At 47.1% G+C, this 14,977-nt stretch carries 12 protein-coding genes; 10 read left to right on the top strand and 2 right to left on the bottom strand.

Going from position 1 to position 14,977, the window contains the following annotated elements:
• Positions 1-149 precede the first annotated feature (149 nt).
• The 9 genes from BGP75_RS13005 to ald all read left to right on the top strand — a co-directional run bounded on the left by BGP75_RS13005 (position 150) and on the right by ald (position 11,250).
• A complete protein-coding gene (locus BGP75_RS13005) occupies positions 150-854 on the top strand; it encodes a response regulator transcription factor (RefSeq protein WP_158070109.1) in 705 nt (234 codons plus the stop codon).
• 316 nt (positions 855-1,170) lie between these two features.
• Positions 1,171-2,205, top strand: a complete 1,035-nt coding sequence (locus tag BGP75_RS13000) for a hydroxymethylglutaryl-CoA reductase (RefSeq protein ID WP_076719075.1) — start codon at positions 1,171-1,173, stop codon at positions 2,203-2,205.
• The gene (gene fni / locus BGP75_RS12995) at positions 2,205-3,239 is read left to right on the top strand and encodes a type 2 isopentenyl-diphosphate Delta-isomerase (protein WP_076719072.1); all 1,035 of its coding nucleotides are present in this window, start codon (positions 2,205-2,207) and stop codon (positions 3,237-3,239) included. Before BGP75_RS13000 ends, fni begins: the two co-directional genes overlap by 1 nt.
• A gap of 15 nt (positions 3,240-3,254) precedes the next feature.
• Positions 3,255-4,424: a hydroxymethylglutaryl-CoA synthase gene (locus BGP75_RS12990; protein WP_076719069.1), complete on the top strand. Its 1,170-nt coding sequence runs from the start codon at positions 3,255-3,257 to the stop codon at positions 4,422-4,424.
• Positions 4,425-4,451: 27 nt separating this feature from the next.
• Positions 4,452-5,543, top strand: a complete 1,092-nt coding sequence (locus BGP75_RS12985) for a mevalonate kinase (RefSeq protein ID WP_143821049.1) — start codon at positions 4,452-4,454, stop codon at positions 5,541-5,543.
• Complete coding sequence (gene mvk, locus BGP75_RS12980) at positions 5,530-6,459, top strand: mevalonate kinase (RefSeq protein ID WP_143821048.1); 930 nt, start codon at positions 5,530-5,532, stop codon at positions 6,457-6,459. Before BGP75_RS12985 ends, mvk begins: the two co-directional genes overlap by 14 nt.
• A gap of 60 nt (positions 6,460-6,519) precedes the next feature.
• Positions 6,520-7,536, top strand: coding sequence for a diphosphomevalonate decarboxylase (mvaD, locus tag BGP75_RS12975; RefSeq protein WP_076719060.1), 1,017 nt, complete (start codon positions 6,520-6,522; stop codon positions 7,534-7,536).
• 47 nt (positions 7,537-7,583) lie between these two features.
• Positions 7,584-9,971, top strand: a complete 2,388-nt coding sequence (locus BGP75_RS12970; protein WP_076719057.1) for a DNA polymerase II — start codon at positions 7,584-7,586, stop codon at positions 9,969-9,971.
• 157 nt (positions 9,972-10,128) lie between these two features.
• Complete coding sequence (gene ald / locus BGP75_RS12965) at positions 10,129-11,250, top strand: alanine dehydrogenase (RefSeq protein WP_076719054.1); 1,122 nt, start codon at positions 10,129-10,131, stop codon at positions 11,248-11,250.
• A gap of 100 nt (positions 11,251-11,350) precedes the next feature.
• Here ald and BGP75_RS12960 read toward each other — a convergent pair whose 3' ends face one another.
• On the bottom strand, positions 11,351-11,722 hold the full coding sequence (locus BGP75_RS12960; RefSeq protein WP_076719051.1) for a hypothetical protein: 372 nt from the start codon (positions 11,720-11,722) through the stop codon (positions 11,351-11,353).
• 322 nt (positions 11,723-12,044) lie between these two features.
• On the opposite strand from BGP75_RS12960, the gene BGP75_RS12955 reads away from it, so the two are divergent.
• Positions 12,045-12,476, top strand: coding sequence for a GFA family protein (locus tag BGP75_RS12955; RefSeq protein ID WP_369832125.1), 432 nt, complete (start codon positions 12,045-12,047; stop codon positions 12,474-12,476).
• Between the two features lie 62 nt (positions 12,477-12,538).
• Here the strand turns inward: BGP75_RS12955 and BGP75_RS12950 are convergent, their stop codons facing one another.
• Complete coding sequence (locus BGP75_RS12950; RefSeq protein WP_076719046.1) at positions 12,539-14,668, bottom strand: response regulator; 2,130 nt, start codon at positions 14,666-14,668, stop codon at positions 12,539-12,541.
• Positions 14,669-14,977: the final 309 nt, after the last annotated feature.

Genomic DNA, 14,977 nt, shown 5'->3' with positions numbered 1-14,977 from the left:
TTCAAGGATGAACTGATGCTTTGCCAGACAGTTGATGCTTAGCTTTTCGTAAGTATGGATGGGGTTGATGTATTGTTACAGCCTTGTTATTGCTAGCTGATATATTTATCAGCGTGTTGATGCGGGGTGTTAGATTTAAAGGAGATAGTGTGCTGCATATAGCTATCTTAGAACCAGGGCGAGTCCTGGCTGAGTCGTTGATGGACTGGCTTGAAGAAGCGGGTCACCGTTATACCTGCTGTTCAAATTTGCCTGAGTTTATGGCCTGTATCAGACAGCAGGGGTATGATTTATTGTTGGTGGATTTTCGCTGCCAAACGGCTGCTTGCTTTGAAGAAATAGAGGCTGGAGTCCTTAATAACGATCGGCGAATTCCTCTGTTGTTTATCAGTGAACCGGATTGTGAGGAAGAAATTGTACTTGCTCTGGCCCATGGAGCGGATGACTATATAGTCAAGCCACTTAAGCCCGAAGAGCTGGTTTCCCGTATTCATGTTTTGATTCGTCGTTTCGCCATTGTTGATGAGGAATCCAGAGCTGAGGTGCAGACCTACGGTCCATTTGTCGTAGATCACCAGCAATTGATTATTACTCGCGATGGAGAGCCCGTATCGTTGACCGGAAAGGATTTCAGGCTGGCGGATTTCCTGTTTCGTCACCAGAACCAGCTTTTATCCCGGCATCGTTTGCTTTCGGAAGTATGGGGAGTTAATCAAGACGTCAATACTCGTACTGTGGATATGCATATCAGTCGTCTAAGGAAGGCTCTGATGCTCTCAGGTACCGGCTATGAAATTCAAACAGTTCATCAGCATGGATACCGGTTGCAAAGCAATCAAAACCCACCGGAATAGATCTAGGTCATGCCTGTTAACGTCTTTGGGCGCAGGGTTGGTCCGAGCTGAGATTGCATTCGCTTTAGGCCACAGCTACAATCGCGGCTGCCTGCATTTTAGCAGAACGTACGCGCACAATAGTTGCTTTATTTAGTTACTGCTCCGCTCGATACTTTGGTGAGTATTTTGAAGCGGGGCTGTTCCGTCCCTGCATTGGTCGGGAAAGCTTTTGTCAGCAATTAGGCAAGTATGCTAAAAATCGAAGCCGATTTTAGCATCAGAGTTTTAACAACAGTTAGACCAATATTTTCCGTTGTTCCAGTATGCGAGTTTGATGAAAGCACATAAAATTACCACTGCTCCGGTTCCTATGCGTAATGTCGGTCCGCTAAAAATAGTGGGTGACGTTGTTAACGATGAAGTCATGGTGCCATTAGCGACCTACGAGTCCCCTCTATGGCCTTCTGTCGGGCGTGGCGCCCGGGTGACTAAGCTGGCCGGTGGCATCAGGGCCACTCTTGTCGATGAGCGAATGAGCCGCTCGATCTTACTGGAAGCGGATAATGCGACAGAGGCGTTGACTGCGCTCAACAGTATTAAATCCCGGCTTCCGGAAATGAATGAAGTGGTTTCCGGTTCCAGTCGTTTCGCTAAACTGATAGATATAAACAGTCAGATTGTGGCTAACCTTATCTATCTGCGGCTGGAGTTCACTACAGGGGATGCATCGGGTCACAATATGGTCACCCATGCGGCAGATCGGTTATTCCCATGGATTTTGCAGCAGTATCCACAGCTTCGCTATTCATCGATTTCAGCCAATTATTGTTCTGATAAAAAAGCGACGGCGGTTAACGGTATTCTTGGTCGTGGAAAATATGTCGTCACGGAAGTTATTATTCCCCGGGATCTTTGTCGGCGCCGACTTAAAACCACACCTGAAAAAGTGGTTGATCTGAATATCAAAAAGAATCTGATTGGTACCCTGATTGCTGGAGGGTTGCGTAGCGCCAATGCCCACTATGCCAATATGCTGCTTGCATTTTACATGGCCACGGGACAGGACGCTGCGAATATTATTGAAGGCTCTCAAGGGGTTGTTCACGCCGAAGTGCGTGATGGTGATCTCTACTTTTCCGCGACCCTGCCGAATTTGATTATGGGTACGGTAGGTAATGGAAAAGGATTGGCTTTTGTGGAAGATAACCTTCGTATGCTCGGTTGCAAAGAGAATAGAGAAGCGGGGGATAATGCCCGTCGTTTAGCTGTTATCTGCGGAGCGACAGTGCTTTGCGGTGAATTATCTCTGTTGGCTGCCCAGACTAATCCTGGAGAGCTGATGGAATCCCACTTGAAGCTTGAACGCTGATGTCTGATCCGACTAATAGCCGCAAGGTAGAGCATATTCGTGTTATTGAAAATGACAGCGAAACTGATCGCCATCAATATTACTTTGATCAGATACGGCTCAGACACCGGGCTTTACCACAGATATCCCTGTCAAATGTTGACCCCAGTTGTGAATTTTTAGGAAAGAAACTTGGTTTTCCTCTGCTTATCTCATCAATGACTGGGGGTGATCATGAGGTGCTTCGCCGTATTAATCGCAACCTTTCTTTGGCCGCTGAGGCGACCGGTGTTGCGATGGGCGTTGGATCACAACGGGTAATGTTTACCCATCCCGAGGCCGCTGACAGTTTCGATTTGAGAAAACAGGCGCCGACCACGCTGTTGATGGCGAATCTGGGAGCCGTTCAGCTCAACTGTGGATTTGGTGTAAAGGAATGTCAGGCTGCAGTTAACCAAGTAGGGGCTGATGCGCTTTTTCTCCACCTTAATCCTTTACAGGAGGCTGTTCAGCCTGAAGGCGATACCGATTTTTCGAATTTGGCTGAACGTATTGCGGAAGTGGCAAACGAACTCAGTGTGCCGGTTATTCTGAAAGAAGTGGGTGCCGGTCTTTCTCCTGAGGATATTAGTCTGGGGATGGCTCAGGGTATCAGGTATTTTGATCTGGCAGGATCAGGGGGGACATCCTGGAGTCGCATTGAGCATCATCGTAATCCTGCTGACAATGGTCTTGAACTAGGTCTAAGGTTCCAGGATTGGGGGATGCCTACGCCTTTGGCATTGAAGATGGCTAGATCCCATATGGAAAATGCAGTTTTTATTGCTAGTGGGGGAATCAGGACGGGCATCGACATGGTGAAATCTGTTATACTCGGCGGCTCGCTTTGCGGTCTGGCAGCACCATTTCTTAAGCCTGCCATGGAATCACCGGAAGCTGTGATTGAGGTTATTGAACAGCTCAAGCAAGAGTTTGTAACTGCTATGTTCTTGCTGGGAGTTTCGAATATCGAGGGTTTGCGCCTGAATGATGCGCTACTCTTGAGAGAGCAATAAGGACCATTTGAAAGTATGTCTGTTGGTATTGATGATATTAGTTTCTATACGTCGAACTTTTACCTCGATCTGAAGAGCCTCGCTGACGTACACAACATTGATGAAGAGAAATTCTACCTGGGTATTGGCCAGGAGAAGATGGGCATTGTTGCTGCTGATGAAGATGTTGTCACTATGGCTGCAAATGCTGCATTGCCACTGCTTGAGTCGATTGAGAAAGACAGTATAAGTACATTGATGTTTGCCACTGAAACCGGCATTGATCAATCGAAGGCAGCGGGAGTATACGTCCATCGTCTGCTTGGTTTATCTAACCGTTGCCGTGTGGTGGAGCTGAAACAGGCTTGTTATAGCGCAACCGCTGCGATTCAGATGGCTTGTGCTTTGGTGGCTCGTGATCCAGAGAAGAAAGTGCTTGTTGTAGCTTCGGATATTGCGCGTTACGATTTAAATTCGTCCGGAGAAGCTACCCAGGGCTGTGGTGCTGCTGCTATTTTGATTAGCGCTAACCCTCGCTTGTTGGAAATACACCCTGAATCGGGGCACTACACCGAAGATGTCATGGATTTTTGGCGGCCAAACTATCGTTCAACGGCGCTGGTTGATGGAAAATACTCAACCAAAATTTACCTGAAATCCCTAAAGCAAGCGTGGCAACACTATCAAGAAGTATCCGGTGCTGAATTTGAGCAGATGGATTACTTTTGTTATCACTTACCATTCACTCGAATGGCAGAGAAGTCACAATCTCAGCTCGCTCGCTATACCAAAAGTGAATGTTCAGCGGAGCAACTCAGCGCAAAAATCGACCCCAGCTTGCACTACAATCGTATCATCGGTAACAGCTATACTGCCTCGATGTATATAGGTCTGGTATCGCTGCTGGATAATGCTGAAGAAGATCTGTCGGGCAAGAGAGTGGCGTTTTTCAGTTATGGGTCCGGTTGTGTTGCAGAGTTTTATACCGGCACAGTTATGCCTGGTTATCAGCAGTTTCTGCATCGGGAGCAGCATCGACAGTTGCTTGATCAGCGTACCGAGTTGAGTTATCCCGAGTACCTGGAACTATACAACTTTGAATATCCGACAGATGGTGATGAGCATCATTTTCCTGAACAGACCAAAGGGCAGTTTCGCTTAGAGGGCATTAATCAACATAAGCGAATATATTCTGTCCGTGGGTAGTGGTCAGTAAATAATGGCCTGTAGATAGTGGCTCGTAGTTTAATATCGACAAGACCTGATTTGTCTGTTGTGGCGCAAGCTCCAGCCAAAGCGATTTTAAGTGGTGAGCACTCCGTTGTCTACGGGGCTCCAGCACTGGCGCTGGCTGTTAACTGCTATGCTCAAGCCAGGGTGCAGAGTATTGAATCGGCTGAGCTGGTTCTTCAGCTCACGGATTTAGACCGTTGTTTTCGCTACAACTGGCCTGAGGTGATTAAGCGTGCCGAAGACGCAGAGTCCCGGTATCAACGGTTTCTCCTGGGAAACTGTCCCATTACCGAAGTGCTTGTCGGTACGGATGACCTATATCTCTTTGCCATTGCCGCATTAATCAAAGATCTTTCTCTTAATCACTGTCCAGGAATCCTGCTTCAGTTGCGATCTGACATTCCGGTAGGGTCGGGTATGGGCTCCTCCGCTGCAACCGTTGCCGCTATGCTTATTGGCGTGGCAAAACTGATTGGGGTCGAGCTGACACAACAGCGGTTATATCAACTGACTCACCATGCTGAGCGTTTGCAGCATGGTCGTAGTAGCGGGATAGATCCTGCTGTCTGTTGCTATGGTGGGCTGATTCATTTTTCCGATGGTGTTATCGATCCGCGATCGCTGGAGTTTGGCGATGGGTGGTTCCTGCTTGACAGTGGCAAGCCTGCAGTTACAACCGGTGTTGGTGTCGAACAGGTCAGAAAGAACTTTGCAGGCAGTGATATTTGGGATGAGTTCTCACAGATTACCGGGAAAATGGCCACTGCCTTAAGAGAAATGAACCAAGGCCAACTGATTAAGCAGATACGTCTAAATCATCGGCTGTTATGTCGGATTGGTGTGGTACCAGATCCGATACAGCAGCTGGTCGCTGACATTGAGCAAGCAGGCGGAGCTGCTAAAGTCAGTGGTGCCGGTGCTGTGGCTGGTGATCAGGCTGGCCTGATTCTGGTTTATCATCCTCAATTATCTGAATCCAGCCTGAGCCATCTGGCATTACAACCTTTAAAGGTGGATTGCCTGGGCGCATGGGTACAGAATGCGGACTCGGTTGATGACCTAAGTTGTGATGGAGCAAATGATGATTATTAAGGCTTCTGCCCCTGGTACGTTGATGTTGATGGGTGAGCATTCCGTTCTAAAAGGCGAACTTGCAATTGCCTGTGCGGTAGAACAGCGTATTTTTGTCACACTTAAACCTATCGAGCAGAGGGAGCTGCAAATAACGTCGGTGCTGGGCGATTATCAGGACTCACTGGACTCTATTAAAGATAATACTGAACTGCGGTTTGCCCTACAGGCAGTCAGAGACGTTGCTGATCAGTTACCCAGTGGGCTCTCTCTAGTGATTGAGTCTGAGTTTTCTCACCAAGTCGGGCTCGGCTCATCTGCTGCTGTTACCGTCGCTATAACGGCAGCGATTGATCATTGGTTACGGGGTGCAGTAGATAAACAAGCGGTATTTGAACGTTCACTTGCCGCGATGCTGTCGGTGCAGGGACGAGGTTCGGGTACTGATATAGCGGCTTCTACCTATGGCGCTCTTATTGCCTATCGGGTAGAGCCGGTAGAAATTACCCCTCTTGCCTGTGTTCCTCAAATAGCACTATTCTATTGTGGTTATAAAACGCCGACACCCGAGGTGTTAGCCAGGGTAGAAAGTGAAGATCGGCGTTTTCCTGAGCTGTATGGGCAGCTGTACCGGTTAATGGGAAAGGTGACGCAGCAAGCAGTGGTTGCAGCCAGATCGCAGGATTGGCCGTTGCTGGGGCAGCTGATGAACTACTATCAGGGGCTGATGGATAGCCTTGGAGTTAATGATCGAAAACTGGCCGATATTATTTATCGGTTACGGGAATCTGACGGGGTTTATGGTGCGAAAATCTCGGGTTCAGGCTTGGGAGATTGTGTGATTAGCCTGGGGGAACTTCAACAGCTTGATATACCCTATGAGCAAATTCCCGTTCAGGTTGATTCCGATGGTGTGTTGGTCGATGTGATTGGGTGAATATTAAGTGGCCTGTTTTGAGCTTTATAGTTGTCTACATTAGGAGGAAGAGGTAAGAGTATGGATAAATCACAGGTTATTAAACGTTTTCTTCCTGCTAATACTCCCACCCCCGATGATCAGGCAGAGGCTTTTGCGGCCAGCAATATTGCCTTGTGCAAGTATTGGGGTAAACGTGATCGTGAGCTGAATCTTCCGATTAATCCAAGTCTTTCCGTTAGTTTGGCAGATTTGGGGACTCGTACCCGCTTGACTCCCATTGAAGGTAAGAAAGATAAAATCCGTCTCAATGGCAAGGTTGTGAACGGGAGCAGTTCATTTGCGACAAAGATTGTTGAATTCCTGGATTTATTTCGTTCTTCCAAAGCTGCTCGTTTGCAGGTCGATACCCATAACAGTATTCCCACTGCTGCAGGCTTAGCCTCCTCTGCGTCTGGCTTTGCTGCCTTGACCAAAGCGATCAATCAGCTTTATGGCTTTGATCTTGATCCCGCAATACAGTCGGCTTTTGCGCGGATGGGGAGTGGTAGCGCTTCGCGATCGATTTTTGACGGATTTGTTGAGTGGCAAATGGGGGTTCGGGAAGATGGTATGGACAGTCATGCCGTCCCTTTTGAAGAGTCCTGGCCCGAGTTTCGAATAGGATTGCTGACTCTGACTGAAGCTGAAAAAACAGTCGGCTCCAGAAGCGGTATGCAACGGACATTGGAAACGGCCCATCTCTATCAAAGCTGGCCACTGCAGGCCTGCGCCGATTTGGAAAAATTAAAGCAGGCCATCCGCGACCGGAATTTTGAGATACTTGGGCAAACGGCTGAGCAGAATGCCCTTTCGATGCATGCAACCATGATCGCTTCCTGGCCACCATTGCTTTACTGGCAACCGGAGTCAGTGGCTACCATGCAGCGTATTTGGCAGCTGAGAGAAAGCGGTGTATGCGTTTATTTCACCATGGATGCAGGCCCCAATATAAAGGTTTTATTCGAGGCAGGGCAGCAAGCAGTGATTGAACAGACGTTTCCTCAGGTGAAGGTTGTTTCTCCCTTTGCCTGCCAAACTCCTGTTGCTTCTGGCTAAGCAGTCCCGCATTTTTTTACTATTCCTATACGCCAGAGCTGTTGCTAATGCAGACCTTAGATGGCTTCGTGCTGACCCAGCATTATCATCAGAAGAAAGACGGACTGGAGTTGCAGTTCTGGCTTCATAGTGACAGTGGTCCTGTGCTTTACACCGTTGACTCCCAGGAAGCTGTCTTTTTTATTCGCCACTCGGATGTGTCTACTGTCAGAGAATTGTTAACGGGATTACGGAGCTGGCGTTATGGGGCTGTGGCGTTAAGATCGCTGGATTTTTCTGCAATTGAAGCCTTGTACTTTAAAGATATCGGCGAATATCGTGAAGCGATAAAGCGCATACAGGCCGCGTCAATAGATTGTTTTGAGGAAGATATTCGACCAACCGAGCGCTTTCTGATGGAGCGCTTCATCAATGGGGGTATCCAGCTTGAGGGAGCAGGCCATTCACGCTTTGGGGTGAGGCATTTTCATAACGCTCGTTGCCGGACTATCGACTGTACGCCGAATCTGAAAGTACTCTCTTTTGATATTGAAACCAGTATGCGAGGTCAGGAACTCTACTCGATTGGAATGGCCGGGCAGGTCGTGGCTGATAAGGACAGATCAAAGAGTCATAACTTTGAACTGGTATTGATGCGAGGTGAGGGAGATGAAAAAACCTGGCTCAAATACTATCAGGATGAACGACAACTACTGCAGGCGTTTATTGCCGCAGTGAGGGCATTTGATCCGGATTTATTGGTTGGGTGGAATGTTATTAACTTTGATTTGCGTTTTCTACAGAAAAAATCGGAGTCACTGGGTATACCGTTAATCTTGGGGAGAAAAGCTTCAAAGCTTCATTTGCGTGACACTAACACTAATTTTACCTTTGCTTCGTTGCCTGGCCGGGCGGTTATTGATGGTATCGACTGTCTTAAGGGAGCGACCTATCATTTTGAGAGCTACGCGTTGGATAATGTCGCTCGTGAGATGTTAGGACGGGGTAAGGATATCGATCATGTTGATAATCGTGGTGAGGAGATTACTCGACTATTCCGCGAGGACAAGCAGGCTCTGGCGCGCTATAACCTGGAAGACTGTCGTTTGGTTCTGGAGATTTTTGAGAAAGCAGGGCTAATCCGATATCTGGTTGCTCGTTCACGGATGACCGGTCTTCCTTTGGACAAAGTGGGCGGATCAGCGGCCGCTTTCGACAATCTCTATTTACCTCGTTTACACCGCCACGGTTTTGTTGCACCGGTTTACGCTTCTGGGGAAGGAGGGTTGGGCAGTCCTGGCGGTTATGTTATGGATTCATTACCAGGACTTTATGATCATGTTTTGGTGCTGGATTTCAAAAGCCTGTATCCGAGTATCATCCGTACTTTCAAAATAGATCCTATGGGGCTGGTAAAAGGCCTTGCCTGTGAGGATGAACAACAGCGGGTAGCAGGTTTTCTTCAAGCCCAATATCACCGCGACCAGCATATTCTGCCAGGGTTGCTGGAGCAGCTCTGGGTTCAGCGTGATTTGGCTAAAGCCGAATCCAACAGCTCTTTATCTCAGGCCATTAAAATCATAATGAATTCTTTTTATGGTGTTTTGGGCTCTAATCTGTGTCGTTTTTTTGATCAACGATTATCCAGCTCTATTACGCTGAGAGGACATCAAATACTGACGGAAAGCCGGGATTTTATTCAGCAATGTGGTTATACCGTTATCTACGGAGATACTGATTCCTTATTTGTGTGGCTTAATCAGAACTGCAAGCCGGGAGATGCAGATCAATTGGGACGGGGATTGGCTGACAGGTTAAATGTTTGGTGGCGAGAGCGGTTGCAGGATGAGTTTCGACTGCAGTGTTTCTTAGAAATCGAATATGAAACTCACTACCATCGGTTTTTAATGCCAACGATTCGTGGATCGGAGAAAGGCAGTAAAAAACGTTATGCCGGGATGATTGAGGATGAAGGGGGGGAGAAAAAACTTATTTTTAAGGGATTGGAATCGGTTCGCAGTGATTGGACTCCGCTTGCGCGTCAATTTCAACGGGAGTTGTACCGGCGTATTTTCGCTGGTGAGAGTTATCAGCAATATGTCAAGGATCTGGTTCAGAGCATGCTGGCTGGGGATCTTGACTCACTACTTGTTTACCGAAAGCGCTTACGGCAACCGTTGGAAGCCTATACCAAAAACCAGCCTCCGCATGTGCAAGCTGCACGCAAGGCAGAGAAAATCCGTTCACAACAGAACTTGCCGCCGCTTTATAAGCGGGGCAGTTCAATCGCTTATCTGTTGACGCTCAGTGGGCCTGAGCCGGTTGATTACCAGCAGTCGGTTATAGACTATGACCATTATCTGGAAAAGCAGATGGAACCGGTTGCAGACGGTGTACTACCCTTTGTTAACTGTTCATTTGCGGAGCTGACAGGGAAGCAGATTCAGCTTTTTTGATTGACCTTCTGGCTGAGCTGTTTCTGGAGAGTTCCGCTACGTCGCGCATTTTCTGGCCCAGATTGCTATTCCATTAAGCTGTTTTTCTGCATCTACTGGCAAGCTCGTTGTCTTTTCCTACACTTATTCATATTGGAAAAGGATAGGTGGAGACAAAATGCGCATCTCAATCCCCAAGGAAATAAAAAACCATGAATACCGAGTTGGTATGACCCCTGCTGGTGTTCGAGAGTTGGTTAGCCACGGGCATCAGGTGAAGGTCGGAGTGGATTGCGGTGCAATCATCGGCTTCTCCAACGATCTCTATCTAAATGCCGGAGCAGAGGTTGAAACGGTGGTGGAGGAGTTGTTTGATTGGGCTGAAATGATCGTCAAGGTTAAAGAGCCTCAGGTTGAAGAATATCAATTATTAACAAGCAACCACTGCCTGTTTACCTATTTGCATCTCGCTCCGGACCCCAAGCAAGCAAAGGGTCTGTTATCAAGCAACTGTACAGCGATTGCCTATGAAACGGTTACTGATGCTCTGGGGCGGTTGCCCCTCCTTGCACCCATGAGTGAGGTGGCCGGGCGTATGTCTGTACAGGCGGGAGCTCATTGCCTGGAAATTTCTCAAGGGGGTTGCGGTACGCTTCTCGGTGGCGTGCCCGGGGTATATCCTGGACGGGTAACCGTTATTGGTGGTGGTGTCGTCGGTATTAATGCTGCTCGTATGGCGTTAGGTTTAGGGGCTGATGTCACTATTCTGGATCGTAGCCTGGATCGACTGAAGGAGCTGGACGGAATCTTTGGTCCTCGATTAAAAACGCTGTACGCAACGGTGGATACCATTGAAGAAAGTGTTATCAGCGCAGATCTGGTCATTGGTGCAGTACTGGTACCCGGAGCTGCTGCGCCAAAGCTGGTAAATCGCCAGTTACTGACGAAAATGAAACCCGGCTCGGTTGTTGTTGACGTTGCGGTAGATCAAGGGGGTTGTTTTGAAACAACTCGGGCAACGACACATGCGGATCCCACCTATATAGAGGAAGGCGTGATTCATTACTGCGTTGCCAATATGCCGGGTGCTGTCGCACGAACCTCGACATTAGCATTAACCAATGCCACGTTGCCGTTTGTATTGGAACTCGCTGATAAAGGGGTAGAAGCTGCGTTGCTGGCGAACGAACCTCTAAGACAGGGTTTAAATGTATACCATGGCTCTATTACTCATCCAGGAGTAGCGGATTCACTGGGGTATCAGTATCTTTCACCGCTATCAGCTATTCAGAAAGATTAGAAACGCACTGAATGAGTTTCAGGTCTGCTCTGCATTCAGGCCGGCAGCACGGAAAATCCGAATGCTACCAGCCGTCTTGTAATCACTGAGCCTGACTTGATTAGATATTGCAGACCTGCCGTTCTATATGAGTTCGCAGGACTTCATATTCGCCAGGGCATTCCGGTAGGAAGAAGAGCTTGTAATGAGCGCGTTGGTTAACCATACGATTGCTGAGACCGGGTAAATCCTCCTGATAGCTGGAATATCTGTAGCTCATAGTTAGATGAATTACGCGAGTGCTTTTAGGGATGGTAATAGGCCCGTGCTCGATATTTTCACGGACTTTATCTTCTTTAATAGTATAGAAAGAGATTTCTGCGACTTCATTCAGGTTGAGCAAAAAATGGCTGGTGACCGGAATAACCATACCGGTTTCCATGCCATTGTGTTCCATTAAAATACCGCAGTTTTTCTTGATCTTAATAAACATGTAGATGTCCTTTGGATACACGACTTAGACGGGCGGCCCGACAGTTCCTATTCTGGCGCAAGTTCGCGCGCCTTGCCAGTACCAAAACAGATGAATTGTAATGACCAGAGATTCCAATTGATCTCAGTCTAGCTAACAGCATTTTGGGAATGTATGATCTTTGGGAACGTTTTGAGGTACTGAGGTAGTCTGCGAAAAAAGCGCTTTCGAATCCTGCGTTGTCGAAAACAGAATGGATATCATTTGCAGGCTCCCTGGTAACAGTGATACAGAATATTTCAGTGTATGATGCGTACAAGTATTACGTATGACTAAGGAGAGAATGATGTCGGAGACAGTTAAAGGGCATGGAAATTGCCTGTGCGGTGCGGTTAGTTTCACAGTAGGGGATATCAGCAAAAATATGGGGGCATGCCACTGTGATACTTGCAGAAAATGGGGTGGTGGCCCCTTTTTGGCTGTTGAGTGTGGGACTGATGTGACCTTTGGAGGTGAAGATAATATCTCCGTTTTCAACTCATCAGAGTGGGCACAACGGGGTTTTTGTAAACAATGCGGAACTCATTTGTTTTACCGGTTGCTGGAATCTCAGGAATACATATTGCCTGCCGGTCTGTTTGCTGATGACGAACAGTTCCAATTAGATCATCAAGTATTTATTGATCAAAAACCATCCAATTACTGTTTTTCCAACGATACAAAGAACATGACCGGTGCTGAAGTCTTTGCAATGTATGCGCCTCCAGCCGAGTAATGAGTAGCATTTGCTAAAGAGCTGGTGAACGACAGCAGAGAAAAATGTCTTATCTCAGATGTTCAGGCATTTTCTTTGCTGACTCGTTTAAATTCTTCAAATGTATCTTGGGATTCGGCCAGTAAGTCGACTACTCGTGGCCAATCAGGGATCTTTGATGCCTGATAGAGATCGGCGCTTAGACTGCACAAAGCGTTAGCGCCGACATTGGCTGAAGATCCTTTGAGCCGGTGGGAAAGTTCTGAAACTGTATTTTCGTTTTTCTCCGAGCTTGCCAAAGATAGCTGCTCCAATAATTTACCACTATCTCTGATATAGACCTGTAACACCGCTTCCATTAACGGTTTATCGTTATTCAAGCGGCCACTAAGCGCTGTTTTATCAAAGATTTGTTCTGTTTCGGTGTTGTCTTGAGTGTTTTTACTGGTTGTTTCTTCAGGTTCCTGTTCTTTTCGCGAAGCCTCAATTGCATGAGAAGCCTCAACTGCATGAAGTTTATGCGGGCTATGTTCTTTGCTATCTGCTGTAGAAGACTGGGAGGTACGGATGGAAGGTTTGGTTCTGGCCGATCCCCATTGCTTAACTATTCGGGAAAGCTCTTCCAGTTGAATGGGTTTAGAAATAAAGTCATCCATACCCGTATCAAGGCATCGCTGGCGATCACCGACCAGTGCGTGGGCGGTCGCTGCGACAATAGGAGGTTGCTTTATTTTATTTCCTAATGCTCTTATTTGCTGAGATGCTTCGTATCCGTCCATTACAGGCATCTGGCAATCCATTAATACCAGGTCATACTCCTGTGCCTGAACACAATCAAGCGCTTGCTGGCCATTTTCGGCTAATTCAACATTACAGTTCAGTTTTTGCAGCATGCATTGTGCAACCGTTTGGTTGACCGGGTAGTCCTCAACCAGCAGGACTTTTATCGGTTTGCCGGTATCGGTGTCGTGCCCCGTATTTTCGTTATCCGCAGCTGGCTTGCTATTGTTTTCACTGGCTATTATTCCAGCGTCTGTTTTAGAAAAATTACTGATGTCATGAATTTTAGAATATATGGAATTTCCTTCGTTACATATTTGCGCTATCAGCTCCTGTTGTTCGGGGGGAAATGATTGCTCTTTTAGGCGGTAGGTGGATTTCAGAATATTACTGAGATGAGAGCAGACATCGCGCGTTTTTCCGCTGATAAATTGCTCCCTGGCTTCATCTTTTGTTTCCAGTATTTGTTGCTTCTGAAGGAGTTCCTTGTTTCTCTGCTTGAGAATTGAGTTCATATGAACGGCCTGTTCTCCATGCTTTTCAGCCAGAACAAGCTCTTCCTTAAGCTTACTGAGCACTTGTTCGTGATGGTGCTCGGATAGCAGACTATTGCTAACTGATTTTTCGTACTGCTGGATAAGAATACCTAACTCATTATCTTGAATGGGACTGGTATCTACTGGTTTTTTGTTGGTCAGGCGATCCTGTAATGCCTGGATAGGCGTTTTCAATAAACGAGTAGCCTGGATATAAAGAATGACCACCGCAGTCAGAAATAACATCAGTACCATTAAAGTGGAAAGGGTTGCGATGTCGGTTATTTCGCCAGATGTACTCTTTGGATTAAAACTTAAAACTACAGCAGAATCACTTTTATCGGCCTTTTCTGTAAGAGTTGCAATAAACAGTTGACCACCGTCCAGTTGTCTTAAAGGGCTGATTGTTTGCTGGCTTAGCAAGGACCTCAGTGTTTCAGGGATAAGCCTGTTGCTGATCTCTGTAATTGGCACGCCTGCTAAATACTGTTGGCTGGAGTATTGAACCTTAGCGGGGTTTCCGCTAACGATCAGGATAAAATCAATTTCTTCAGACAGAGACAATTCGGTAACCAGTTTGTTCAGATTGCTATCGAATTTTGGCGTGTTAATGAGTGCCGAGATCGTTTCGATGATGCCACTGGCTTTACTGGATATGAGCTTTCCTTGGTTATGCTGATGCTCGATAAAAGATAACCATGCAGCAGAAAACAGGCTGAGGATCAACAACACCAGTAAGGGGGATATAAGTTTAAAGGGTAGTTGTTTGTAAACAGGGAACTGGGTTGGCAGAGGGGCTGTAACATCCATCTTTGTAGAATTATCCTGATTTTTATCGAAACCAGGGCTAGCTGAATTTTCCTGTTGCTCAGACGATCGGCCTTCTACCACATCCATCCATTCCACCTTGGAGTCCAGAGTATTTCTCAGAATAATCCTATGTAAATCTTCCTTCAGCCTAGTCGGGTTCGCAATTCTGTCAATTTCTGGCGTGTGGATTCTTAAAAGGATCATTTAAGCAACAACAGGATCAATCACAGTTGGTTGAGAAAGATATCTTGAACTAACCTTAACTGATGAGTTTGTGAATCCGTCTCTTGGGTTCCGGGGAGGGCTGGGGTTCAGAGTGAAAGGAGGCCGGCAGGCATCTGGTTAGCGGTCCGAAAAACCGTTAGCACAGAGAACGGATTGTTCTGAAAGTCCCGA

This window comes from Motiliproteus sp. MSK22-1, assembly GCF_001968815.1.
GTDB lineage: Bacteria > Pseudomonadota > Gammaproteobacteria > Pseudomonadales > Balneatricaceae > Motiliproteus.
The sequence above is the reverse complement of the archived record's forward strand: the minus strand, read 5'-3'. Positions and strand labels throughout refer to the sequence as shown.